23 protein-coding genes are annotated in these 22730 nt (G+C 67.2%); 13 read left to right on the top strand and 10 right to left on the bottom strand.

What is annotated here, in order from left to right:
• Window positions 1-6: 6 nt before the first annotated feature.
• The 8 genes from ACQR1F_RS28545 to ACQR1F_RS28510 form a co-directional block, all read right to left on the bottom strand.
• Window positions 7-351: a hypothetical protein gene (locus ACQR1F_RS28545; protein ID WP_315805055.1), complete on the bottom strand. Its 345-nt coding sequence runs from the start codon at window positions 349-351 to the stop codon at window positions 7-9.
• Between the two features lie 98 nt (window positions 352-449).
• Window positions 450-1082, bottom strand: coding sequence for a RebB family R body protein (locus ACQR1F_RS28540; protein ID WP_434914283.1), 633 nt, complete (start codon window positions 1080-1082; stop codon window positions 450-452).
• A 1-nt stretch (window position 1083) separates the two neighbouring features.
• Entirely contained in the window at window positions 1084-1305 is a 222-nt protein-coding gene (locus ACQR1F_RS28535) for a RebB family R body protein (RefSeq protein WP_315805053.1), read from the bottom strand.
• Between the two features lie 68 nt (window positions 1306-1373).
• The gene (locus ACQR1F_RS28530) at window positions 1374-1646 is read right to left on the bottom strand and encodes a RebB family R body protein (protein ID WP_172108192.1); all 273 of its coding nucleotides are present in this window, start codon (window positions 1644-1646) and stop codon (window positions 1374-1376) included.
• A gap of 74 nt (window positions 1647-1720) precedes the next feature.
• Window positions 1721-1990 carry a RebB family R body protein gene (locus ACQR1F_RS28525; protein ID WP_172108194.1) on the bottom strand — a complete coding sequence of 90 codons (270 nt, stop codon included), beginning with the start codon at window positions 1988-1990 and terminating at the stop codon, window positions 1721-1723.
• A gap of 72 nt (window positions 1991-2062) precedes the next feature.
• Entirely contained in the window at window positions 2063-2332 is a 270-nt protein-coding gene (locus ACQR1F_RS28520) for a RebB family R body protein (RefSeq protein WP_315805052.1), read from the bottom strand.
• Window positions 2333-2393: 61 nt separating this feature from the next.
• Window positions 2394-2684, bottom strand: a complete 291-nt coding sequence (locus ACQR1F_RS28515; protein WP_315805051.1) for a RebB family R body protein — start codon at window positions 2682-2684, stop codon at window positions 2394-2396.
• A 423-nt stretch (window positions 2685-3107) separates the two neighbouring features.
• On the bottom strand, window positions 3108-5483 hold the full coding sequence (locus tag ACQR1F_RS28510) for a xanthine dehydrogenase family protein molybdopterin-binding subunit (RefSeq protein WP_316239136.1): 2376 nt from the start codon (window positions 5481-5483) through the stop codon (window positions 3108-3110).
• A 200-nt stretch (window positions 5484-5683) separates the two neighbouring features.
• On the opposite strand from ACQR1F_RS28510, the gene ACQR1F_RS28505 reads away from it, so the two are divergent.
• From ACQR1F_RS28505 to ACQR1F_RS28455, 11 genes are all read left to right on the top strand, one after another.
• A complete protein-coding gene (locus ACQR1F_RS28505) occupies window positions 5684-6757 on the top strand; it encodes a Ppx/GppA phosphatase family protein (RefSeq protein ID WP_316182641.1) in 1074 nt (357 codons plus the stop codon).
• Window positions 6758-6903: 146 nt separating this feature from the next.
• Entirely contained in the window at window positions 6904-7599 is a 696-nt protein-coding gene (locus ACQR1F_RS28500; protein WP_316182643.1) for an RlmE family RNA methyltransferase, read from the top strand.
• Between the two features lie 100 nt (window positions 7600-7699).
• Window positions 7700-7978, top strand: coding sequence for a DUF3551 domain-containing protein (locus ACQR1F_RS28495; protein WP_315805047.1), 279 nt, complete (start codon window positions 7700-7702; stop codon window positions 7976-7978).
• A gap of 80 nt (window positions 7979-8058) precedes the next feature.
• The gene (locus tag ACQR1F_RS28490; RefSeq protein WP_316182646.1) at window positions 8059-8421 is read left to right on the top strand and encodes a hypothetical protein; all 363 of its coding nucleotides are present in this window, start codon (window positions 8059-8061) and stop codon (window positions 8419-8421) included.
• Between the two features lie 244 nt (window positions 8422-8665).
• Window positions 8666-9634: a Bug family tripartite tricarboxylate transporter substrate binding protein gene (locus ACQR1F_RS28485; protein ID WP_434839024.1), complete on the top strand. Its 969-nt coding sequence runs from the start codon at window positions 8666-8668 to the stop codon at window positions 9632-9634.
• The gene (locus ACQR1F_RS28480; protein WP_315805045.1) at window positions 9631-10125 is read left to right on the top strand and encodes a tripartite tricarboxylate transporter TctB family protein; all 495 of its coding nucleotides are present in this window, start codon (window positions 9631-9633) and stop codon (window positions 10123-10125) included. Before ACQR1F_RS28485 ends, ACQR1F_RS28480 begins: the two co-directional genes overlap by 4 nt.
• Window positions 10125-11624 (top strand): tripartite tricarboxylate transporter permease, encoded by a 1500-nt coding sequence (locus ACQR1F_RS28475; RefSeq protein ID WP_315805044.1) that lies wholly within the window; start codon window positions 10125-10127, stop codon window positions 11622-11624. Before ACQR1F_RS28480 ends, ACQR1F_RS28475 begins: the two co-directional genes overlap by 1 nt.
• Window positions 11625-11822: 198 nt before the next feature.
• A complete protein-coding gene (locus ACQR1F_RS28470) occupies window positions 11823-13298 on the top strand; it encodes an HlyD family secretion protein (RefSeq protein ID WP_434914282.1) in 1476 nt (491 codons plus the stop codon).
• Window positions 13295-14512, top strand: a complete 1218-nt coding sequence (locus ACQR1F_RS28465; RefSeq protein ID WP_434914281.1) for a hypothetical protein — start codon at window positions 13295-13297, stop codon at window positions 14510-14512. Before ACQR1F_RS28470 ends, ACQR1F_RS28465 begins: the two co-directional genes overlap by 4 nt.
• Window positions 14512-16488 carry a glycosyltransferase family 2 protein gene (locus tag ACQR1F_RS28460; protein ID WP_434914280.1) on the top strand — a complete coding sequence of 659 codons (1977 nt, stop codon included), beginning with the start codon at window positions 14512-14514 and terminating at the stop codon, window positions 16486-16488. The genes ACQR1F_RS28465 and ACQR1F_RS28460 overlap by 1 nt, the downstream gene beginning before the upstream one ends.
• A 300-nt stretch (window positions 16489-16788) precedes the next feature.
• Window positions 16789-17847, top strand: coding sequence for an acyltransferase family protein (locus tag ACQR1F_RS28455; RefSeq protein ID WP_434914279.1), 1059 nt, complete (start codon window positions 16789-16791; stop codon window positions 17845-17847).
• Here ACQR1F_RS28455 and ACQR1F_RS28450 read toward each other — a convergent pair.
• Window positions 17832-19211: an O-antigen ligase domain-containing protein gene (locus ACQR1F_RS28450; RefSeq protein WP_434914278.1), complete on the bottom strand. Its 1380-nt coding sequence runs from the start codon at window positions 19209-19211 to the stop codon at window positions 17832-17834. The genes ACQR1F_RS28455 and ACQR1F_RS28450 overlap by 16 nt on opposite strands.
• Before the next feature lie 218 nt (window positions 19212-19429).
• Between ACQR1F_RS28450 and ACQR1F_RS28445 the strand changes: the two genes are divergently transcribed.
• Window positions 19430-20605 carry a sialate O-acetylesterase gene (locus tag ACQR1F_RS28445; protein ID WP_434914277.1) on the top strand — a complete coding sequence of 392 codons (1176 nt, stop codon included), beginning with the start codon at window positions 19430-19432 and terminating at the stop codon, window positions 20603-20605.
• 15 nt (window positions 20606-20620) lie between these two features.
• Here ACQR1F_RS28445 and ACQR1F_RS28440 read toward each other — a convergent pair whose 3' ends face one another.
• Window positions 20621-22108 carry an MDR family MFS transporter gene (locus ACQR1F_RS28440; RefSeq protein ID WP_316182661.1) on the bottom strand — a complete coding sequence of 496 codons (1488 nt, stop codon included), beginning with the start codon at window positions 22106-22108 and terminating at the stop codon, window positions 20621-20623.
• 134 nt (window positions 22109-22242) lie between these two features.
• Between ACQR1F_RS28440 and ACQR1F_RS28435 the strand changes: the two genes are divergently transcribed.
• Complete coding sequence (locus ACQR1F_RS28435; protein WP_434914276.1) at window positions 22243-22491, top strand: hypothetical protein; 249 nt, start codon at window positions 22243-22245, stop codon at window positions 22489-22491.
• Window positions 22492-22730 lie beyond the last annotated feature (239 nt).

Here is a 22730-nt window from a genome sequence, read left to right as displayed (position 1 = left end):
GACACATCACCCCGACGGGAAGTTCTTGAGGATCGTGGAAGCGGCCGCGCCGATCTGGGCAAAGTCGTCGGTCGCCGATTTCATCATGCTCTGCGCCGTCACCAGCGCTTCGGCGTATTTCGGCTCGCCGGTCGCCAGCAACTGCGCCATGGCGACGCCGGAGGCCGTGGTCGCGATGGTCGAGACGTTGCGCAGCGCATCGGCCGCGTCCTGGATGGCGATGGCCGCCGATTGCGCCACCGACTGATAGGCCTTGCCGGCGCCGCTGGTGAGTACGACCTGCGGCGCCATGGTCGCCTTCTGGACCTGGTTGATCACGTCGATGATCTGGGCGTCGACATTGCTGGGCATCTGCGTATCCTCAACCGATCCGAAGGCTGCGGCCGGTGCTGGTTGCGGCGCCCCGGATCATGGCGGTCTCGTCGTCGGGTCTTCGGCTCAGGATCTGGTCAGGTCTTCGGAGGAGCGGGCGGGGTGCCGCCGGCCTCGGTGATCAGCTTGTTGAGGTCGCTCTCCGCGGTCTGCGCCAGGCCATTCGCGGTCGCGGCCTGGGCCTTCAGCGTGTCGATCGCGCTCGCCGCATCCGCATAGGCGGTCGCGATCGAGCTGCTCGGGTTTGGCGGCGTCGAGGGCGTCGTGCCGCCGGCGTCGGTGACGATCTGGTTGAGATCTGCCTGCGCGGTCTGCGCCAGGCTGGAGGCCGAGCTGGCCTGCAGTTTCAGCGCGGTCACCGCGCTTTCCGCTTCGGCAAAGGCGGCGGCGACGGCTGCGCTCGGCGACGGATTGGGCGGCGGTCCGGGGAGCGGATCGACGGCGGGCGGCGGGGGCTTCGGCGCGGGCGGCGGTGCAATGGGAAGCGGCACCGACAGCATCTTGGCGCACGCCGCGGTCACTGCCGCCGAGCCGATCACGCTCGCGCCCTGCTGCCGCCCGATCGCATTGTGCATGGCCATGCCGAGCGTCTCGACCATCACGGCGTCGAGCAGTCCGAAGGCCTGCGACGGAGACTGACCGGTCAGAAGCGTGACCACGCCGGTCGTCGAGTCGATGATCTGGCCGTTGACCGTACCCGGATCGCTCATGTCACGAACTCCCTTGCGCAATGATCATCGCCAGGACCTGCGCGAGCGCCGCGCCGGCCAGGACCTGGCCACGTTGCTGATTGGCCGCGGCGTTCGCCATGGCGAGCCCGAGGCTGTCGGCCATCGCCACATAGGTCATGCCCATGGCGACCGATGGGGCGAGCCCGACATTGACGACGTTGCCGTCGACCACGGCCGTCAACGATGCGGAGGCGGCTGGCACGACGAACGGCTCCCTTGGCCGGACGCAAGCCTGCGGCTAGCCGGGTGGCACCGTCGGTGGACGGACCGCTACACCAGGCCGAGCACCTTTTCGGTGGCGATGCCGGTCGTGCCGGTATCGAGGGTCAGCAGGGTGGAGATGCCCTGCGTGGTCGAGGCCTGCATCGTCACGTAGGACTGCTGCTGGTTGTTGGTCGCGTTGTGGGCCGCGTTGGACAGCGCCTGGCTGGTGGCGATGAACAGGTTGCCCATCGCGACGGCCGGCGCGTCGCCGAGCACCTTGGTGTTCACCTGGCTGATGGAGTCGGTGATCTGACTGTTGACGGCGGTGGGGAATGCCATGATGTCTCTCCTTTGCGAGTGCTGTTGGCGTGTGGTCGTCTCTCGATCAGCCGGGCATCACGCGCGGATGGTGCCTAGCTCTTCAGGATGGTCGACGTCGCCAGTCCGGTCGACGCCGTGTCGAGTGAGTAGAGCAGCGCGACGCCTGCCGTCGTCGCTGCCTGCGCAGTGACGTACATCTGTTGCTGCGCCAGGGTGGCGTTGTGCGCGGCATTCGCCAGCGCCTGCGCCGTCGCCTGATACAGGTTGCCCATTGCGATCGCAGGTGCCGTACCGAGGACCTGGACGTTGCTCTGGGTCACGGAGTCCGTGATCTGACTGTTGACTGCCGTGGGAAATGCCATCTCACCAGCTCCCTGGGATCATGAGGCGAGGGCCAAGATCGGGGAGTGTCCCGATCCCGCGCTCGGGCCTGGTCAGGACGACAGGATGTCCTTGGTGGCGACGCCGGTGGAGGCGGTGTCGAGCGAGTAGAGCGTGGCGACGCCCATGGTCGTTGCCGCCTGCGCGGTCACATAGCTCTGCTGCTGCGAATTGGTGGCATTGTGCGCAGCGTTCGCGAGCGCCTGCGCGGTTGCCTGGAACAGGTTGCCCATCGCGATCGCCGGCGCGTCGCCGAGCACCTTGGTGTTCGCCTGGGTGACGGAATCGGTGATCTGATTGTTGACTGAGGTCGGAAATGCCATGGCTCGATCCTTTCAGGTGGAGGTCATTTCAGCAGGTGGGTGGTCGAACGGGACGTGCGCGTCAGCTCGTCAGGCCCTTGACGCCGGTGTTGAGGATGTCGGCCGTCGCGACGCCGGTGGTGGCGGTGTCGAGCGAGTAGAGCGTGGCGACGCCCATGGTGGTGGCGGCCTGCGTGGTCACGTAGCTCTGCTGCTGCGCATTGGTCGCGTTGTGAGCCGCATTGGCGAGCGCCTGCGCCGTGGCCTGATAGAGGTTGCCCATCGCAATCGCGGGCGCATCTCCGAGCACCTTGGTATTCGCCTGGGTGACGGAATCGGTGATCTGGTCGTTGACCGACGTCGGGAAAGCCATCTCGTCATTCTCCCTCGTTTGAGCCGACATCCACCGCGTGACGCAGTCGTGCGTCGTTTGGCGTGGCACCGGCGTCCGGCGTGTGTTGAAGATGCCAACCGGCGTTGCAGCAACCTAAGGAAGATCGGGACGCTCGCGATAGTCGAAAGGGATGGAACTCAGGGACGAATCCCGGCGAAAATAACCGGATGACTTCATCGGTTCTGCCGCAATTCAGCGATTTTTCCGCACGCCTGCTGCGGTGATCGCGACTGGCATCCCCCGCTGCGGGCAGGGCGATCGCGTATGGAGGGAGCGTGAGACCGGCGCGCGGCAACGTCGCCGTGCGAACGGATCCTCTGCCATCTGCGCAAACGAAAGCCCGGCCGTTCGGGCCGGGCTTGATCAGGCAAAAGCGACGGCGATGCGCCGAAGACGACGGTTCTACGCCGCGGTCCTCGCCTTGCCGTCCTGGATTGCGCGCCAGAGCTTCTCGGTGGTCAGCGGCATATCGAGATGCTTCACGCCGTAGTCGGACAGTGCGTCGATCACCGCGTTGATCACGGATGCCATCGAGCCGGCGCAGCCGGCTTCGCCGCAGCCCTTGGTGCCCAACGGGTTGGACTTCGCCGGCACCGGATGGTTGTCGACCGTCATCATCGGCACGTCGGAGGCGCGCGGCAGCGCGTAGTCCATCAGCGATCCCGTGATCGGCTGGCCGCTCTCGTCGTAACGCAGGTGCTCCATCAGCGCCTGGCCGATGCCCTGCGCGACGCCGCCATGGAGCTGGCCGGCGACGATCATCGGGTTGATCACCGTGCCGAAGTCGTTGATCGCGGTGTAGGCGACGATCTGCGCGACGCCGGTGTCGGGCTCGATCTCGACCTCGCAGACATGGCAGCCGTTCGGAAACGTCGACTCGGTCGCGGTCGAATTGTGGTCGACGTCGAGCGAGGCCGGCACGCCCTCGGGCATCTTGCCCTCGCGCATGCGCCGCGCCAGCTCCATGATGTCGATGCTGCGGTCGGTGCCGGCGATGGTGAACTGGCCGCCCGCGAACTCGATATCGGCTTCCGAGGCCTCGAGCAGATGCGCCGCCGCCTGCTTGCCCTTGGCGATGACGAGCTGCGAGGACTCGACGATCGCCTGGCCGGTCGCGGTGATCGAGCGCGAGCCGCCGGTGCCGTTGCCGAAGCGAACGAGGTCGGAATCGCTCTGCTCCAGCCGGATCTTCTCGAAGGGCACGCCGAGCTGCGCCGACAGCACCTGCGAGAACGGGGTCGCGTGACCCTGGCCGTAATCGAGCGTGCCGGTGGTCAGCGTCACGCCGCCATCGGCGTCGAAGGTGATCTTGCCGAGCTCGCCCGACGGCGGCGCGGTCACCTCGAGATACGAGCCGACCGCGATGCCGCGCAGCTTGCCGTTCTTGCGGCTCTCGCGCTTGCGCCTGGCAAAGCCGGCGTAGTCCGAGACCTCCAGCGCCTTCTCGAACACCGCGGCGAAGTCGCCGGAATCATAGGTGACTCCGGACGCCGCCGGGAACGGCATCTGGCTCGGCTTGATGAAGTTGCGCTTGCGGATGGTGAGGCGGTCGATGCCCATCTCGCGCGCGGCGGTATCGATCAGCCGCTCCATGAAGTAGTTCGCCTCGGGCCGGCCGGCGCCGCGATAGGCGCCCATCAGGGTGACGTTGGTCAGCACCGTCTTGATGTCGACGCCGAGCAGCGGCGTCTTGTAGACGCTGGCGAGGTTCTTGCCGGTGTTGAGCGACAGCGGCAGCGGCGCCACGCCCATGATGTAGGCGCCGAGATTGCCGTAGCCGGACAGCCTGACAGCGAGGAACTTGCCGTCGGCGTCGAGCGCCAGCTCGCCATGGATGATCTGGTCGCGGCCCTGGCTGTCGGACAGGAAGGCGGTGGTACGCTCGTCGCGCCACTTCACCGGACGGCCCAGCGCCTTGGCCGCATGCAGGATGCAGACATATTCGGGATAGGAGACGTTCTTCATCCCGAAGGAGCCGCCGACATTGGTGGTGAGGATGCGGACCTTGTCCGGCGCGACGTTGAGGATCTTGGCGAGCGTTGCCTTGTTGCCGGAGACGCCCTGGGTCGGCACTTGCAAGGTGAAGCGCTCGGTCTTGCCGTCGAAGGCCGCCAGCGCAACGCGCGGCTCCATCGACACCACGGCGACGCGGGTGTTGACGATGTCGAGCTTGGTGACGTGCGCCGCCTTGGCGAAGGCCTCCTCGATCTTGGCGGTGTCGCCATAGTGGTAGTCGAGGGCGACGTTGTTCGGGATGTGGTCGTAGAGAAGCGGCGCGCCGGGCCTGGCGGCTTCCTCGGCATTGGTGACCGCGGGCAGGGGCTCGATATCGAGCTCGACCGCCTCGGCCGCATCGCGGGCCTGCGCGGCGGTTTCCGCCACGACGAAGGCGACGGGGTCGCCGACGAAGCGCACCTTGTCGGTCGCCAGCGCCGGGCGATTGGTCTGCAGCAGCGGTGAGCCGTCCCGGCCCTTCAGCGGCAGGCCGCAGGTGAACGGGCCATAGGCGGCCGCCGCGAGGTCGGCGCCGGTCCACACCCCGAGCACGCCGGGCATCGCCTTTGCGGTCGCGGTATCAATGCCCTTGATGATGCCGTGGGCATGGCTGGAGCGCACGATCCAGGCATGGGCCTGGCCGGGCAGGTTGAAATCGTCGGTATATTTGCCGTGGCCGCGCACCAGCGTGTCGTCCTCCTTGCGCCGGACCGGCTGCCCGACGCCGAATTTCTGCAGCGCGATCGCGTTTTCGAGGGAGGCCGGGGAGGTGTGATCTTGCATGGATGAGGACCCAACGGGCTGGATTGGTCGCAAATGCGGGCTGTTCCCAGATAGTGCAGCGCCCGCGACCGGACAACGGTTGATTAGGAATGGTGCATCACGCCTGACGGAGGGGCTGTTGCGCCGGCGCTATCCACTGATAATGTCTAGCGAAAGAGAACTTCCATCTGGGCCGGTCCGGCCAGCGGAAAGACATTTGAATGATCAATGACACGCGGCTGCGGGAGAGTCCCACGCCGCGCGGGAACCTGGAGCCCGGCTTGCGTCCGGGTCTGGACGTCGCGACGCCTTCCTGCGCCAGCAATGGCAGCAGCGTCTACGCGGCCCTGGACCTCGGAACCAACAATTGCCGGCTCCTGATCGCCTGTCCTTCGGGCGACAGCTTCCGCGTGGTCGACTCGTTCTCGCGCATCGTCCGGCTGGGCGAGGGCATCTCGACCACCGGCTGTATCAGCGATGCGGCGATGGATCGGGCCATCGCCGCCCTCAGCATCTGCCGGGACAAGATCCAATCCAAGAAGGCCAGCCGCCTGCGCCTGATCGCGACCGAGGCCTGCCGCGCCGCCGCCAATGCCGACGGGTTCCGCAGCCGGGTGGTGGCCGAGACCGGCATCGAGCTCGAGGTGATCGACCGTGAGACCGAGGCGACGCTGGCCGTCAAGGGCTGCGCGCCGCTGCTCGATCCGGGCGGGCGCGGGGCCATCCTGTTCGATATCGGCGGCGGCTCCAGCGAGCTGGTCAGGATCGAGCGCGATCCGGCCGACCGCAACGCCGAGCCGCGCATCAAGGCCTGGATGTCGATCCCGCTCGGCGTCGTGACCTTGGCCGAACGCTTCGGCGGTCGCGACGTGACGCCGGAGATCTATGCCGCCATGGTCGAGGCCGTGGCCGAGCATGTCGGGCCGTTCGCGGCCGAGAATGGCGGCGACCTCTCCGGCATGCATCTGCTCGGCACCTCCGGCACCGTGACGACGCTCGGCGGCATTCATCTGAACCTCGCGCGCTACGATCGGCGCCGGGTCGACGGCATCTGGATCAACGATGCCGACATCACGACGACGATCGCCAAGCTGCTGGCGATGAGCTACCAGGAGCGCGCCGAGAACAACTGCATCAGCATCGACCGCGCCGACCTCGTGCTGGCGGGCTGCGCCATTCTCGACGCGATTCGCCTGGCGTTTCCGCTGCCGCGGCTGCGCGTCGCCGATCGCGGCCTGCGCGAGGGCATGCTGGTCGAGATGATGCGCGAGGACGGCGCGCTCAGGACGGCGTAGCAAGAATTGACGACGTCATTCCGGTGCGGTCGGACGAAAGCAGCGAAGCTGCTTTCGTTTGGCGCGAACCCGGAATCTCGCTCCGCAACTTCTGGATTCCGGGTCCCGCCCTGACGGGCGGTCCCGGAATGACCTCAGAGATCAAGATGGCAAAAGACACCACTGGCCGCATGCATGTGCAGGTCAAGACCGGGGGCAAGCGCAAGCTGTCCTCGAAACTCTGGCTGGAGCGCCAGCTCAACGATCCTTATGTCATGAAGGCCAAGCGCGACGGCTACCGCTCGCGCGCGGCCTACAAGCTGCTCGAGATCGACGACAAGTATCATTTGCTGAAGCCCGGCATGACGGTGGTCGATCTCGGCGCCGCGCCCGGTGGCTGGAGCCAGATCGCGGCGCGTCGGGTCGGGGCCGAAGCCGGGAAGGGCAAGGTGATCGCGATCGATCTGCTGGAGATGGGCGAGATCCCCGGCGTCACCTTCACCCAGCTCGACTTCCATGCCCAGGATGCGCCGGAAAAGCTCCGCGCCATGCTCGGCGGGCGTGCCGACGTGGTGATGTCGGACATGGCGGCCAACACCACCGGCCATCGCAAGACCGACCAGCTGCGCATCGTCGGTCTCGTCGAACTTGCCGCGCATTTCGCCAGCGAGGTGCTCAAGCCGGGCGGCAGCTTTCTCGCCAAGACGTTCCAGAGCGGCGCCGATGCCGACTTGATGGCGCAGCTCAAGCGCGATTACGCCAGCGTCCGCCACGTCAAGCCGGCCGCGAGCCGGCAGGATTCGTCGGAGCGCTACGTGCTGGCGATGGGTTTCCGCGGCGGAGAGCAGGCCGACCTGTTGTAATGGCGTCATTGCGAGCGGCCCGCGCCGGCGATACAGAGCAGATGCAACACGGTCTCGGGAATCGGCTTGGGCCGACGAGACCCCTTCCGGAGGTCCCCGAATGCGTGTCCTGACCTGCAGCGCTGTCGCGGTCGCTTTGATGGTGGGCTCGGCCATATCGGCGCCGGCTCATGCCCAGGCCTACGATCCGCGCTATCCCGTGTGCATGAAGGTCTATGAAGGCGGCCGGTTTGGCGGTGGCGAGTGGATCGACTGCAGCTACACGTCGCTGCCGCAATGCCGCGCCACGGCGTCCGGCCGCGCGGCGATGTGCGACCTCAATCCATTCTACGCGCCGCCGGCACCGCCGCCGCGCGGCAAGCACCGGCGGCATCGCTGAAACATTTCATGACGCTGCGGCCGTTGCCGTGCCGCAATCGGACTGAAGATTCGCGACCTCCTCTTCATCGGGCTGCCGCCATGCCGCATCGTTTCATCGTTTCGCTTGTGATGCTTCTGCTGCTGGTGCCCGCGCTTGCGACGGCCGCTCCGTCGCACAAGCGCAAGGCTCATCGCTGGCAGGGCTATGGCTTCCTGCCGGGCTATAAGCAGCCGCCGAACAACAGCCTCCCGCTGTACGCGGACAAGGAAGCGATGCGCAACGGCCCGCCGCGCGGCAGCCGCCGCCACTGGTACATCGACGGCACCCCGAAATACATGCTCTACAACGGCGAGTGGCATTATTTCGGCCAGCCCGGCTTCTATCGCGGCCATTACAATGGCGGCAGCTTCGGCCCGTGCTGGACGCGGACGCCGGTGGGAATGGTCTGGACTTGCGGCTGAGCCCTCCAGGTCACTGAGCGGCAAAGTGCCTCGCGTAAAGGGGGTGCGCCATCCTGTCGCAGGGTAGCGCCTTGAATGCCCCCTTTGGGCCTGTAAGCTTTTGCTGTGTCTCGAGAATCCAAGAGCTGATCTGACCGGTCCGTGCGCAGTCGATCGTGCAGCCGTGCGCGTCTTGGTGCCGCATGATCGGGGTTGAGACGCGGATAGAGAAACGTGAGCCGCCGGGGCGGCCGTGGAGGGGTCCTTGAAGTCATTCTGTGCGCGCCTGTTCGGCGCAGCTGTTGCGTTGACGTTCCTGGCCGGTGCACCGGTCTCTGCCCAGCAATTGGAACTGAAGGTGATGGCGCCGGCCGCGCCCGGCGGCGGCTGGGACCAGACCGCGCGGGCCATGCAGCAGGCCTTCGTGGCGTCGGGCGTGGCGCGCAGCGTCCAGGTGACCAACGTCGCCGGCGCCGGCGGCACCGTCGGCATCGCGCAGTTCGTCACCGGCGCCAAGGGCGACGGCAACCAGCTGATGGTGAACGGCTTCGTGATGGTCGGCGCGCTCGCCATGAACAAGTCGCCGGTGACGCTGGAGCAGGTGACGCCGATCGCGCGGCTGACCGAGGAGATCCAGGTCATCGTCGTGCCGGCCAACTCGCCGATCAAGACGGCGCAGGACCTCGCCGCGGCGCTGAAGGCCGATATCGCCAAGGTCACCTTCGCCGGCGGCTCGGCCGGCGGCGTCGATCACGTGATGGCGGCGCTGTTCGCCGGCGCCGTCGGCGCCGACGCCAAGAAGGTCAACTACATCCCGTTCTCGGGCGGCGGCGAGTCGCTGGCGGCGATCCTCGGCGGCAAGGTCACGGCGGGCATTTCCGGCCTGTCGGAGTATGACGGGCAGATCAAGAGCGGCAAGCTGCGCGCGATCGGCGTGTCCTCGGAGAAGCGCATTCCCGGGGTCGACATCCCGACCTTCAAGGAGCAGGGCATCGACCTCGTGCTCGCGAATTGGCGCTCGGTGGTCGCGCCGCCCGGCATCACGCCGGAGCAGAAGAAGGTGCTCAGCGACGCCGTCGAAAAGATGGTGAAGTCGGATGCCTGGAAGGAGATCCTGAAGCAGAAGGGCTGGGACGACGCCTATCTTCCGGGGGATGCGTTCGCCGACTTCCTGAAAAAGGAGAACGTCCGTGTCACCGACGTGTTGAAGTCGGTCGGCCTCGTCAAGTCATGACGACGGAGCGCGCCGGCGCCGAGACACCCGCCTCGGGAGGCGTCGACAAGGCCGGCATCGTCATTGCGGCGCTGCTCGCGGCCGTTGCGCTCGTGCTGGTCTACGACGCCAATCAGATCCCGGCGACCACGATGTACGGCATGGGCCCGCAGGTCATGCCGGTCGTGATCGCGATCGGGCTCGGCATTCTTGCACTGGCCAATCTGATCGATGCCGTGAGAGGCAAGCTGCCGCCGCGCGAGAGCTCCGATCCGGTCGCGGTGCTGCTGATCCTCGCCGGCCTTGCGCTCTTGATCGCGATCATCGGCTTCGGTGGCGGCTTCATCCTGGCGACGACGACGCTGTTCGTGACGACGTCGGCCGCGTTCGGCCGGCGCGCCTTCGTCACCGATCTCGTCATCGGCGCCGTGCTGACGACCGTGATCTATCTCGCCTTCGACCGTCTCCTCACCCTGAGCCTTCCCGCCGGTCCGCTCGAAAGACTGCTCTGATGGACACCTTTGCCGCGCTCGCGCATGGGATGGCGATCGCCGTCCAGCCCATGAACCTGCTCTATGCGCTGGTCGGCGTGTTCCTCGGCACCGCCGTCGGGGTGCTGCCGGGCATCGGGCCGGCGCTCACGGTCGCCCTGCTGCTGCCGGTCACCTACAAGCTCGATCCCGGCGGTTCGCTGATCATGTTCGCCGGCATCTATTATGGCGGCATGTATGGCGGATCGACCACCGCGATCCTGATCAACACGCCAGGCGAGAGCGCCTCGATGGCGACCGCGCTCGAGGGCAACAAGATGGCCAAGTCCGGCCGCGGCGGCCCGGCGCTGGCGACCTCGGCGATCGGCTCCTTCGTCGCCGGCACCATCGCCACCATCGGTCTCGCCTTCCTGTCGCCTTACCTCGTCGACATCGCCGTGCGCTTCGGTCCGGAGGACTACTTCGCGCTGATGTGCGTCGCCTTCGTCACGGTGTCCGCGACCTTCGGCGATTCACCGATCCGTGGCCTCACCAGCCTGTTCATCGGGCTGACGCTCGGTCTCATCGGCATCGACAAGCTGACGGGGCAGGCGCGGCTCGCCTTCGGCGTGCCGGAACTGCTCGACGGTGTCGAGGTGACGACGTTGGCGGTCGGCCTGTTCGCAGTCGGCGAGGCGCTCTACGTCGCCTCGCGCCGTCACCATAGCGAGGAGAAGATCGAGGCCATCAAGGGCTCGCTGTGGATGACGCGCGAGGACTGGAAGCGGTCGTGGAAGCCGTGGCTGCGCGGCACGCTGTTCGGCTTTCCGATCGGCGCGCTGCCGGCGGGCGGCGCCGAGATTCCCACCTTCCTGTCCTATTCGGCCGAGCGGCGGCTGACCAAATATCCTGACCAGTTCGGCAAGGGCGCGATCGAAGGCGTCGCCGGCCCTGAGGCCGCCAACAACGCCTCGGCCGCGGGCACCCTGGTGCCGCTGCTGACCCTCGGCCTGCCGACCTCGGCGACCGCCGCGATGATGCTCGCGGGCTTCCAGCAATATGGCCTCAATCCGGGACCGCTGCTGTTTGCCGAGCGGCCCGATCTGGTCTGGGGCCTGATCGCGAGCCTGTTCATCGCCAACACGATGCTGCTCGTCCTCAACCTGCCGCTGGTCGGGCTGTGGGTGAAGCTGCTCGCGATCCCGACACCCTGGCTCTATGCTGGCATCCTCGTGTTCGCGACCATGGGCACGATCGCGGCAAAGCCGTCGGTCGTGGAACTGTCGATGCTGGCCGGCTTCGGCGTGCTCGGCTTCCTGATGCGCCGGTTCGATTTCCCGATTGCGCCGGTCGTTGTCGGGCTCATCCTCGGGCCGATCGCCGAGAGCCAGTTGCGGCGGGCGCTCGCGATCAGCCTCGGGGATCCCATGACCCTGCTGCAGTCGCCGATCTCTGCAACGCTTCTGGTGGTTGCGCTGATTGCGCTGATCGCGCCGTTCATCTTGAAGGGACTCGGCCGCTTCAAGGCGAATGAGGATTGAGTGTGGCGCGCAAGCGGAAACCGCGCCATCGCACTGCAACATAACGTGACCGGAGGTGAGCGCGGAGATCGGGCGCGGCGTGAAACGATGTGCCCGCGATCCGGTTTTGGGTTGAGCCATCGAGACCGGAGCCTGGAACTCCGGATCAGCTGAGGAAGCGTCTTTCGGGGCGTGTCACCCCAAACCGAAAGAGACCCGATGACCGATCGCTTCGATGACGGTTTCAAGCCAGCCCCCGCGCAACGTCCCGCCGCTCCGAAGACCGCAACCCGTCCGCCGCGCCATCCCGTGATCCTCAGGGTGTCGGCGCTCGGCGTGGCCGGCATCCTCTCGGCGCTGATGCTGACCGCGGTGGTGCCGCCGATCGTGGCCGACCAGTCCGATCGCGCCGTGGTCGATGCGCCGGTGATGCTGCTGACGTCCCCGATCGCGGGCCAGGTCGATTCGCTCACGGCCAAGCCGGGTGGCGAGGTTCGGTCCGGCGACCGCCTCGCAGAGATCACCAATCCGCGGCTCGACCGCACCACGCTCATCTCGCTGGAAGAAAAGGCGGGCGACGCGCGTCAGAAGCTCGACGCCACGCGTGCCAAGCATCAGTCTGATGTCGCTTATGTCAGCTCGCTCGATCAGGAGATCGCGAGCCAGGCCGGTCAGTTGAAGGCGCAGTTGCAGTCCCAGATCGAGGAGCTGCGTGCCCGCGTCGCGCAGTCGAACGCGCAGAGCAGCGAAAAGAAGGCCATCGTCGACCGCCAGAACCGCATGGTCGCGCGCGATGCCGCCAGCGTCGAGATGCTGAAGCCGACCGAGCAGCAATATGCGGCGGCGCTGCACGACACCGATGCGCAGACTGCCAAGCTGAACCAGAAGCTGGCGCAGCTGGAGGCGCTCGACGCCGGCGTCTATGTCGGCGAGGATCTGGTCGCGCTGAACATGCTCAGTCAGAAGCGCCGTGACATCGATCTCGATGCAAGGCGGATGGAGATCGAGGAGAAGCAGCAGGCCGCCGTGCTCGAGGATCTCGAGGGCCTGATCAAGTCCGAGCGCGCGCGGCTGGCGCGGCTCGCTGCCGCGGACGTGCTCTCGCCCGGTCCCGGCAAGGTGCTGGCGGTGGGCGCCGACACCGGACGCCACGTCAGCGCCGGCGATACGATCGCCTCGGTGGTCGATTGTGACAAGCGCTTCGTGGTCGCGATCTTCTCCTATCGCCAGGGCGAAGCGATGAAGCCGGGCACCAAGGTGCGCATCGATGGCGGCGGCTTCCATAGCGGCATCGTCAGCGCCGTGCTGCCGAAGACGAGCGACAAGGTCGACGAGCGCTTTGCCGTGCCATTTCCGCAGACCGAGCGGCGCGAGCTCTACGTCATGATCACGCCTGACGCTGCCGACGAAAAGCCGGCTGCGCAGCCGACCTCCGCGGCGACGCCGGCCTGCACGGTGGGGCAGTGGGTCACCGTGACGCGCGACAATGGCATCGTGCCGTCGATGTCGGTGACATGGCGCCGGCTCGGCCACCTCGTTGCGTCGCTGACCGATCTGGACCCGTCTGAGCCGGGCGAAGCGACGCGCCGCGCCGGCGTCAGCAAGCTCGACTCTGCCTTGCGGTCGCACCCGGCGCAGCAGCCGGTCATCGACGAGCAGTGGTTGCCGACAGCGCGCGCGGTCTCGGCACAATGAGGCTTCTCTCCATGACGGTGGCGGTGATCGCTCTGCTCGGCGGAGCATCGCCGATGCGCGCCGAGACGTCGCTGTGTGCGGGACTGATGCAGGCCGTCGAGCCCGGCCTCGCCGGCCGTGACGCGGCGTTCATCCGCAGCTACGAGCCGGGTGCCGACGAGGAGGGGCTGCCGCTCGGCCTTTCGACGACGGCGTTCACCTATGACAACGCCCTGGCCGCCATCGCGCTGGTCGCATGCGGTCGCGTCGACGAGGGCCGCGTGATCGGCAACGCGCTGGTGCATGCCGGCGCTCATGATCGCAGCTTCGGCGATGGCCGCCTGCGTAACGCCTATCGCGCCGGTCCTGTCGGCCCCGGCGCGGCGCTGCTGCCGGGCTGGTGGGACGACCACAAGAAGATCTGGGGCGAGGACGCCGCGCAGGACGGCACCGCGACCGGCAACGTTGCCTGGGCAGCGTTGGCGCTGCTGACGCTGCATCAGGCGACCGGTGAGGAGGACTACTTGTCCGGCGCGCGGCGCCTGATGGACTGGATCATGGCCAACGCAACGAACGGCGCGGACGGCTTCAGCGGCGGTTATCACGGTTACGATCCGCAGCAGGTGCGCCTCAGCTGGATGTCGACCGAGCACAATGCCGATGTCTACGCCGTGGCCTCCTGGCTCTCTCGTATCACATCGGAGCCGCGCTATCGGGATGCCGCGCAGACGGCGCGCCGGCTGCTCGATCGCACGTTCCGCGGCGATCACTTCCTGCTCGGCACCAAGCCCGACGGCCGCCTCGCCGACGACAATCTGCTCGCGCTCGACGTCCAGCTCTGGCCGTGGATGGCGGTGACGGATGCGCCCGACTGGCGCAGGGCGCTGCGCTTTGCCGAAACCCATCTCGCCGTCGAGGGCGGCTTCGATTTCAACGGCGATCGCGACGGCGTCTGGGTCGAGGGCACGGCGCAGGCGGCGCTGGCCTATCGCATGGTCGGAGATGCCGCCGCCGGCCAGCGGCTGCTTGCAGGATTGCGTGACGACCGCACGGCAACGGGACTTCTGAACGCGACGCGCAACGCGCGCCTCACCACGGGGCTGTCGATCGATCCGACGGGCGCGACCACCATCCAGGACTTCTTCTATTACAAGCGTCCGCATCTCGGTGCCACTGCCTGGGCCGTGCTCGCCGAGACCGGCTGGAATCCTTTCACCGGCGCAAGGGTGCCCTGATGTTTCCGCTCCCCAGCAATGACGCCTCGGTGTTGACCACCGATCTCGGAGTCCTGCTCGGGCTCCTCGTGATGGCTCGCCTGCTCGATCCGACGCGCCGGCGCGACCGCCTGCTGTTCGGCGGTACCGCAGCGTCGTTCCTCCTGATCTACACGCTATGGCGCTGGCACGACACGCTGCCGGCGTTCGACCTGACCCTGCAGGCGCTGTGGCCGCGGCTGTTCATCACGCTCGAGATCGTGGCGATCTCCTACACGCTGATGTCGATCCTGATTCTGACCCGCAGCGTCGACCGCTCGGGACAGGCCGACGCCGCGCAGCGCGCGCTGGCCGCACGGGGCGAGCAGCCGGCCGTGGACGTCTTCATCTGCACCTATGACGAGCCCATGGAGATTGTCGAGCGCTCGATCCTGGCCGCGCTCGCGCTCGACCATCCCAACAAGACCGTCTGGGTGCTCGACGACACCCGGCGTGATCGGCTCCGCGCGTTCTGCGACGAGGTCGGCGCGCGCCATCTGACGCGGCCCGACAACAAGGGCGCCAAGGCCGGCAATCTCAACAACGCGCTTGCGGCGACGGCGCAGCTGTCGAACGCGCCGGTGATCCTGGTGCTCGATGCCGACTTCGCCCCGCGCCGTGACTTCCTCCAGCGCACGGTCGGCCTGCTGCTGTCCGAGCCCGACATCGCCGTCGTGCAGACGCCGCAGTTCTACTACAACCCCGATCCGATCCAGCACAATCTGCTGTCATCAGGCCATTGGGTCGACGACCAGCGCTTCTTCTTCGACGTGTTCCAGCCGGCCAAGGATGCCTGGGGCTGCGCGTTCTGTGTCGGCACCTCCTTCGTCGTGCGTCGCGAGCGGCTGATGGAGATCGGCGGCTTCCCGCATGCGGCGATCTCCGAGGATCTCAACCTCACCTACACGCTGCTCAAGCGCGGCCATCGCACGGTCTGGCTGAACGAGCCGCTCAGCTTCGGCCTCTCGGCGGAAGGCGTGCCCGAATACATCACCCAGCGCGCCCGCTGGTGCCTCGGCACGATCCAGGTCGCGCTCTTGCGCGATGGACCGCTGCACAGCCGCGGCTACAGCTTCACCCAGCGCTGGCACTTCCTGCATGGCGTGCTCAACTGGGCCTGCAAGCCGTTCATGGTGCTGCTTCTGATCGCGCCGCCGATCTACTGGTTCGCCGGGCTGCCGGCATTCGAGGCCGACTATCTGTCGTTCCTGCGCTACGGCGTGCCGGCGCTGCTCGGGACGATCATCTACATGGGCTGGATCTCGCGTTCCAAGACCCTGCCGCTGTTCATGGAAGCGACCCATGCAGTGACCTGCTTTGCCGTCACTGCCACCTTGCTCAGCGCGCTGGTCCGGCCGTTCGGCCGCCCCTTCAAGGTGACCGACAAGGGCGGCGACCGCTCCAAGCCGCGCGTCCACGGCAAGCTCGCCGCGGTTTTCGGCGCGATCGCCGCGAGCTCGGCGGCGGCCATCGTCTGGGCGTTCGTGTCGCCGAACGCAGCCAGCGAGATCTCGTCGATCGACTACTTCAATCTGTTATGGGCCGGCATCGCGATGCTGATCGCCTTCATCGCGTTTCTCGTCTGCTTCGAGCTGCCGCGCGGCGAGGACCTGTTTCCGAGCGACGAGGCGGGCTGGCTGGCGCAGAACGGCGAGGTCGTGCCGTGCAAGATCGAGGCGCTGTCTCTGTCGTCGGCACGCGTGGCCCGGTCGCGCGGCCGCGGAACGATGCGGCCAGGGGCGCTGCTGCCGGTGCATCTCGACGGCCTCGGATGGATCGAGGCCTCGGTGAGCGATGTTTCCAGGACGACGATGCACCTCCGCATGCACCCGACCGAGGCGCAGCGGCGCCAGTTGGTCGTCCGCCTGTTCAGCTCCTCTTGCGGCGTCATCACCGGCCGCGCCCGCCTGCGCGGGGCCCTCGCAGGGTTGGCGCGCCGCGGCTTCGTCGGTCGCTGACGTTCCGGATCCAGCGGTAGGGTGGGCAAAGCAGCCGCCGCAGGCGGCAGCGTACCCACCGGCCGGGCGGGATGGCGAGCGTCTCCACCTCGTGCCTGGCTTCGGTCGCGATCCCCGGCGGAGGTGCAGCCATCCGGCAGAGGCTTATCGGTTGGTTAAGACTAACGCGAGAATACCCCCGATGTCCTTGCAGGCGCCGACGGCGTTGCAAAGCCGGCTGCGATATGACTTGGGGCGCGCTGACTTCGCAGCATCGCGGACTGGACGCGGGCTGCGCGACAGAAGCAGGACATGTCGGGCATGGACGCTGGAACGCAGAGGGCAACGGCTGACACCGCGCGCACGGCGTGGATCGATTTCGCGCGTGGCCTTGGCGTCATCCTGGTGGTGTACGGTCATGTGCTTGGCGGTCTCGTGCGCCCGGGCATCTTCCCGGATGGAGCCGTCGCGCGCTGGATGGACTACACGCTCTATACGTTCCACATGCCGCTGTTCTTCTTCCTGGCCGGCTTGAACGTGCAGCACAGCTTGCGGCGCGGCGCGCGTTCCTTCCTCACCTCCAAGCTCTGGACCATCGCCTATCCCTACGTGCTGTGGTCGTTGATCCAAGGCGGGATCACGATGCTGCTGGCGCGGGATGCCAACATCCCGATCCATCCCGGAGATCTCGCCGCGATATGGTATCGTCCGATCGCACAGTTCTGGTTCCTCTACGCGCTGATGATCTGCCATGTGTTCGCGGTGCTGGTTCCGTCGCGGACGGTTTTGATCCCGCTCGCGCTGGCCGGGCTTGGTGTGTTCCTCGCGCTGCCGATCCGGCCTGACCTCGCACTCACCCTGCATCATCTGCCGTTCTACGTTGCGGGCGTCTACGGCACCCGCGTGGTGGCGGAATGGCGGCCGTTCGGCTGGTCCTCTCCGGTCGTGATCGGGATTGCGTTTGCGGCCGCAGTGGCGCTGGGCGGCCAGCTGTCCGGCATGGACGCCAACGGGCTCGCCTCCCTGCCGGCCTGTGTGCTCGGGATCGCCGGCACGGTCGGGCTCTGCAAGCTGCTCGCGCCAACGCGCCATCGCTGGCTTGCGGCCGCGGGCGTCGCGTCGATGACGATCTATGTGCTGCACATCCTTGCCGGCTCGGGCGTGCGGATCATCATGCTGAAGCTGCACATCCCGCCATTGCCATGGGTCTACCTGCTGGCCGGAACGGCGGCCGGCGTGGTGCTTCCTTTGATCGCGCATGCCATCCTGCGGCGGCTCAATCTGCTGGCCGTCTTTGGGCTCGCATCGCCGGCCTCCCGCAAGCCGCAGACCGCGGCGATCACGCCGCGCGTTGCAACGTCCGATCAGGCGCCGGCCTGATGCTGCCGCGCGGCGACGGTGCGCCGTGCTGCGCCGGCCGTCTGGTCGAGCGGACAGGCCATCGCGACGAGCATCCAGAACAGCGCCGAAACCTCGCCGGAGGAGATGCTGGTCAGCGGCAGCTGAACCAAGAGCGCACTGATGGCGAGCGCCCCGAGCACGGCGCCCTCGCGCGTCGGCATCCGCCACGCGGCTCCGGTGGCGGCGAGCCCGACCCAGACATAGGCCGCGAGGCAGATCAGTCCGACCGGAATGCCCATCGTCACCCAGCTTGCGATGATCTGCCCGTCGATCGGCATCGCGCCGGCGACGCCGACGTCGGTGATGGTGAAGCCCGATCCCAGGACCATGCTGTTCGGCGCATTCCACAGCGTGACGAACTCATCCAGCCGCTCGCTGCCGCTGCTGTCCTGCGACACGCTGCCGAGCGATTCCAGACGGGAGGTGATGACCTCCGCGAACGGCGTGAACATGACTGTGACGATCACCGCGCCGACCAGTCCGACCGTGATCGATACGGCGCGACGCCGCGTCGCGGGGAGCAGCATGCAGAACAGCACGCCCACCGCGAGCGTGATCCAGCTGGTACGATAGAGCGACAGCAACAGGCCGAGTGCTGCGGGCGCCATCGCCGCCATCGACAGCCATCCCGGGCGCAGGAAGCCCACCAGCAGCAGGCCGGTGGCCGTGAAGGTCGCGTAGCTGGCGGGGCCGTTCATCGTGCTGAACACGCGGACCATGTAGGGCAGCGGATAGCCGGCCGAGGTGATGCTGGCATTCACCATCCAGAACCGATCCCAGCCTTGCGGATCGACATATTGCCAGATGCCGTAGAGGCCGGTGACCGGCAGCACCAGCAGGAAGACGCGCGTGATTGCATCGAGCAGGGCGCCGTCGGATCGCGACCGCTGCTGCAGGGCGATCGCATAGAGCACGGGCGCGGCCCATTTCATTCCGCCATTGGCGGCGTTGAACCAGTCGTTTTGGAATATCGACAGCGCGCCGCCATAAACGATGCAGGCGAGGACGATGAGGGGCGCCACGAGCCATGGATTGCCCGGCCTGTCCTTGTCCGAGGGCGAGAGCACCAGACTTGGAACTGGTGCGATGATGAACAGCAGCGGGCCGCTCAGCATGATGCCGGATGAATCGAATCCCGCGGAGATGTCGACCAGGCGGCGCACGAAGGGAGCGAAGGCGAACATCAGGATCGCCGACTGCACGTGGGCTGCGGGGCTGCGACGCCACGCGAACCAGCCGGCGACCGCGCAGCCGAGCACGAAAGCCGGCCTGACGATGCCGCCGAGTGCCGGCACGGCGAGCGCCGTCGCTGCCAGGAGAAGCGCGGACGGCCAACAGTTCATCGCCATCGCCGCAAGCGGCTGCGGGTCGATTCGGCTCTCTTTCATGAAGTCGGACTATAATGGAAAACCCCGGCTCCCGACGCACGTTCGAACGAGACCGTGCCGGCGCGCATGGCTGGGACAGCCGCATGGCTTGGAAAGTCAGAGGCCCGGCGCCCAAGGCGGCCGTCAACCGAGGCGACGAAAGAAGTGATCCGAGCATGATCCGACGCGTAATCATGGCCACACTTTTCGCCGCGTGGTTGGTCGTCTCGTTGACTGCGACGGCAGGAGCCGCGGAGGTGCTGCCGGCCCGCGACGTCTGCCAGCCGACCACCTCGGCCAAATCGCGCGACGGCAATTGCGTTCCCTGCGCCGTCGGACCCATCTCGACCGCCCCAGGCTTCCTGGCACTGTTGGAGCAGGTGCGCTCGCGGCGCGCCGCCTTTGCCGACATCGACCGTCGTATCGATGGCGCCAGCGGAGATCCGGAGGTCCAGAACCTGCTGCAGGGACGCAACCTGGCCCGTGCGCTGTACGGTTCTGATGCGGATTTCATCGCGGGCGGCAGCGCCTCGCGCTGTCTCGTGCCGGACAACGAGGCTGCGCGAGCCAGGGCGACGCCGATTGCCTGCGACGCGATTCCGCGCGAGGGGCTGGTGGTGCTTCTGACCGCGGGCCAGTCGAACATCTCCAACACCGGCGCGCCCGATCAGAGTGGCCGGCTCTATCAGCCTCACAACCGGTTCTACAATTTCGACCGCTTCGACGGCCGCTGCTACGTGGCGCGCAATCCCTTGCTGGGAACGCCGGGCGAGGGCGAGAACGTCGCCACCCGGCTGGGCGACGAATTGATCGATCGCGGACTGGCGAAGACGGTCGTGATCGCACCCGTTGCGATCGGCGGGACTTATCTCGAGGAGTGGCGCGCCCGCGGCGGCAAGTATTTCGAGGTGCTGCTCGCGACCATCGCCGGCCTGCGCGACGCGGGTCTCGAGCCGAGCGCGGTGCTCTGGCATCAGGGCGAGTCCAACGCCTTCGCCTTCTCGACCAATGGTGCGGAGGACGGCACGCAATTGCAGGTCACCGCGAAGATGAAGGAGGCGGGACGGCTGTCCTACTTGCGGAACGATCTCGAGATCGTTGCCGGGCTGCGCGCGGCCGACGTGACCGCGCCGATCTTCGTTGCCGCGGCGACGCTCTGCGGCAGCGTTCCCGACGAGATCATCCGGTCGGCACAGGCCGCCGTGCCGAACCCTGCGATCGGCGTCTATCCGGGGCCGGACACCGACCAGATCGGCCTTCCGCTGCGCCACGACCGCTGCCACATGAGCCACGCCGGCACCGAGCAGCACGCGCGGATGTGGGCCGATCGCCTGGCCGAATTCTGGAGGTCCGGCGCGCGGAGACCTTGACCGGAGAACCGTCCGCTACCCCAGCCGCTGATCCCGCGCATCCTGCGTGGTCTCGCTCGCCGACTTCCTGGCGGCCTTCTCCGCGCCCTTCTCGGCGCCCTTGCGACTGGCGATCGCCGCGACCTTGCGGCCCGAGATCTCGCTGCCGGCGTCATCCGGCATCTGCCAGAACAGGATCGACGACAGCGCCGAGGTGATGGCGACGACGATGAAGGCGGGCGCGAAGGACGCCGCGGTGAGCTGGCTCGCGCCGTGCATCCACATCGTGGTCTCCACCGAGAACGCGCCGACCGCGACGCCGGCGGAGATCGCGAGCTGCTGGTTGACGCTGGTGAGCGTCGTGGCGCGGCTCATCTGGGCGGTCTCGACCTCGGCATAGGCGACGGTGTTGATCGCGGTGAACTGCAGCGAGCGGAAGAAGCCGCCGACGACGAGAATGATCAGGATCAGCAGCAGCGGCGTCGCCGGCGTGAACAGCGCGCAGGCGGCAAGGAAGACCGAGCTGACGACGGCATTGACCGTCATCAGATGGCGGAAGCCGAAGGCGCGGATGAGCCGCGCGGCCAGCGCCTTCATGCCCATTGCGCCGGCAGAGGAGCCGAAGGTGACGAGGCCGGACTGGAACGGCGACAGGCCGAAGCCGAGCTGCATCAAGAGCGGCAGCAGGAAGGGCAGGGCGCCGATGCCCAGGCGAAACATGAAGCCGCCGACGATCGAGGCGCGCAGGGTCGGCAGCCGCAGCAGCGAGAAATCGAGCACCGGCGAGTTGGTGCGCCAGGAGTGGCGGACGTAGAGCGTCATCGAGATCGCGCCGATCGCAACGAGACTCGCGACCACCGACCACGGCAGCAGGTTGAGACCGGCGACCGAGAGGCCGAAGGCGAGACCGGCGAGGCCGATGCCGGCCAGCACCATGCCAGTGAGGTCGAACGGCTCGGGATTGTCGCTCTTGATCGGATCGATGAAGCGCAGCGCCATGATGATGCCGACGATGCCGATCGGGATGTTGATCAGGAAGATCCAGTGCCAGGAGAAATAGGTGGTGATGAAGCCGCCGACCGGCGGTCCGATGACAGGACCGATCAGCGCGGGGATCGTGACCCAGGCCATCGCGCCGACCAGCGCGCTCTTGTCGACGGAGCGCAAGAGGACAAGACGTCCGACCGGCGTCATCATCGCGCCGCCCATGCCCTGCAGGATGCGCGCGAACACGAAGTTCTCGACGGAGTTGGCGAGCGCACAGCCGATCGAGCCGATCATGAACACGGCGACCGCGCTGGAGAACACCCGCCGCGCGCCAAACCGGTCGGCGGTCCAGCCGCTCGCCGGGATGAACACCGCCAGCGACAGCAGATAAGACGTGATGGCGAGCTTCAGCGTCAGCGGGCTGGTGCCGATATCCCTGGCGATCGCCGGCAGCGAGGTCGCGATCACCGTGGAGTCCATGTTCTCCATGAACAGGGCGGTGGCGACGATCAGCGGAATGACGCGTTGTTTGTTCATCGAATCTCGGGAGGGACGGGGAAGGCCGGCGCCGCGGCTGTAGCACCCTGCGACGAACGAGGCCATTGCGCTGCTGGCATGGCCCCCTAGATGCAGCGTGACGCTGCCGCGTCATCGTTATTGGAGATGTGCCGATGATCTATCTGCTCGCCGCCCTGGTGCCGCCGCTGGGCCTGCTGCTCAACGGGCAGCCGTTCGCGGCCATCTTCAATCTGCTGCTCTGCCTGATCTGCCTCGTCCTTGGCCTGTTCTTCCACGTGCTGCTGCTGGTGCCGTCGGCGCACGCGCTGATCGCCGTCCGCATGCGGCGCGAGGACCGGCGGCACCGCGAGGTGGTCGACGCCATCCGCCGCTACGGGCCGCCGCCTGGCGCCTGGCGCTAGAGGCGCGCGGAACTTCTGCCCCGGAATCGGGGCTTTGACGACTTTTTGTTGCGTATCAGGGGTCGGTCTGGGCCGTTCTTCGCAATCGCGGGAGGATGGCGGATCGGCCCTTTGATTCGTCACAGGCCCATGCTATCGACCCGCGTCAACCCCACCGATGGGCACCGATTCGACGGCGAGGCATGGTCTCGACGGCGGCGCCGCTCATCCGTAACCGCATCGCGGCCGTTTTGGCCGCA

The sequence above is a fragment of the Bradyrhizobium sp. HKCCYLS3013 genome (assembly GCF_051167615.1).
In the GTDB taxonomy this organism is placed as follows: domain Bacteria; phylum Pseudomonadota; class Alphaproteobacteria; order Rhizobiales; family Xanthobacteraceae; genus Bradyrhizobium.
Note: the sequence above shows the minus strand (reverse complement) of the source record. Positions and strands in the feature narration are given on the sequence as shown.

Excerpts from the sequence above, each read along its gene's own strand:
- ACQR1F_RS28520 (WP_315805052.1), bottom strand. The coding sequence starts at position 2,332 with ATGGCATTTCCGACCTCAGTCAACAATCAGATCACCGATTCCGTCACC.
- ACQR1F_RS28515 (WP_315805051.1), bottom strand. The coding sequence starts at position 2,684 with ATGGCTTTCCCGACGTCGGTCAACGACCAGATCACCGATTCCGTCACC.
- ACQR1F_RS28450 (WP_434914278.1), bottom strand. The coding sequence starts at position 19,211 with ATGAACTGTTGGCCGTCCGCGCTTCTCCTGGCAGCGACGGCGCTCGCC.
- ACQR1F_RS28490 (WP_316182646.1), top strand. The coding sequence starts at position 8,059 with ATGCCGCATCGTTTCATCGTTTCGCTTGTGATGCTTCTGCTGCTGGTG.
- ACQR1F_RS28445 (WP_434914277.1), top strand. The coding sequence starts at position 19,430 with ATGGCCACACTTTTCGCCGCGTGGTTGGTCGTCTCGTTGACTGCGACG.
- ACQR1F_RS28545 (WP_315805055.1), bottom strand. The coding sequence starts at position 351 with ATGCCCAGCAATGTCGACGCCCAGATCATCGACGTGATCAACCAGGTC.
- ACQR1F_RS28525 (WP_172108194.1), bottom strand. The coding sequence starts at position 1,990 with ATGGCATTTCCCACGGCAGTCAACAGTCAGATCACGGACTCCGTGACC.
- ACQR1F_RS28500 (WP_316182643.1), top strand. The coding sequence starts at position 6,904 with ATGGCAAAAGACACCACTGGCCGCATGCATGTGCAGGTCAAGACCGGG.
- ACQR1F_RS28435 (WP_434914276.1), top strand. The coding sequence starts at position 22,243 with ATGATCTATCTGCTCGCCGCCCTGGTGCCGCCGCTGGGCCTGCTGCTC.
- ACQR1F_RS28440 (WP_316182661.1), bottom strand. The coding sequence starts at position 22,108 with ATGAACAAACAACGCGTCATTCCGCTGATCGTCGCCACCGCCCTGTTC.
- ACQR1F_RS28465 (WP_434914281.1), top strand. The coding sequence starts at position 13,295 with ATGAGGCTTCTCTCCATGACGGTGGCGGTGATCGCTCTGCTCGGCGGA.
- ACQR1F_RS28480 (WP_315805045.1), top strand. The coding sequence starts at position 9,631 with ATGACGACGGAGCGCGCCGGCGCCGAGACACCCGCCTCGGGAGGCGTC.
- ACQR1F_RS28460 (WP_434914280.1), top strand. The coding sequence starts at position 14,512 with ATGTTTCCGCTCCCCAGCAATGACGCCTCGGTGTTGACCACCGATCTC.
- ACQR1F_RS28540 (WP_434914283.1), bottom strand. The coding sequence starts at position 1,082 with ATGAGCGATCCGGGTACGGTCAACGGCCAGATCATCGACTCGACGACC.
- ACQR1F_RS28510 (WP_316239136.1), bottom strand. The coding sequence starts at position 5,483 with ATGCAAGATCACACCTCCCCGGCCTCCCTCGAAAACGCGATCGCGCTG.
- ACQR1F_RS28505 (WP_316182641.1), top strand. The coding sequence starts at position 5,684 with ATGATCAATGACACGCGGCTGCGGGAGAGTCCCACGCCGCGCGGGAAC.
- ACQR1F_RS28495 (WP_315805047.1), top strand. The coding sequence starts at position 7,700 with ATGCGTGTCCTGACCTGCAGCGCTGTCGCGGTCGCTTTGATGGTGGGC.
- ACQR1F_RS28530 (WP_172108192.1), bottom strand. The coding sequence starts at position 1,646 with ATGGCATTCCCCACCGCCGTCAACAGTCAGATCACCGACTCCATCAGC.
- ACQR1F_RS28470 (WP_434914282.1), top strand. The coding sequence starts at position 11,823 with ATGACCGATCGCTTCGATGACGGTTTCAAGCCAGCCCCCGCGCAACGT.
- ACQR1F_RS28475 (WP_315805044.1), top strand. The coding sequence starts at position 10,125 with ATGGACACCTTTGCCGCGCTCGCGCATGGGATGGCGATCGCCGTCCAG.
- ACQR1F_RS28455 (WP_434914279.1), top strand. The coding sequence starts at position 16,789 with ATGGACGCTGGAACGCAGAGGGCAACGGCTGACACCGCGCGCACGGCG.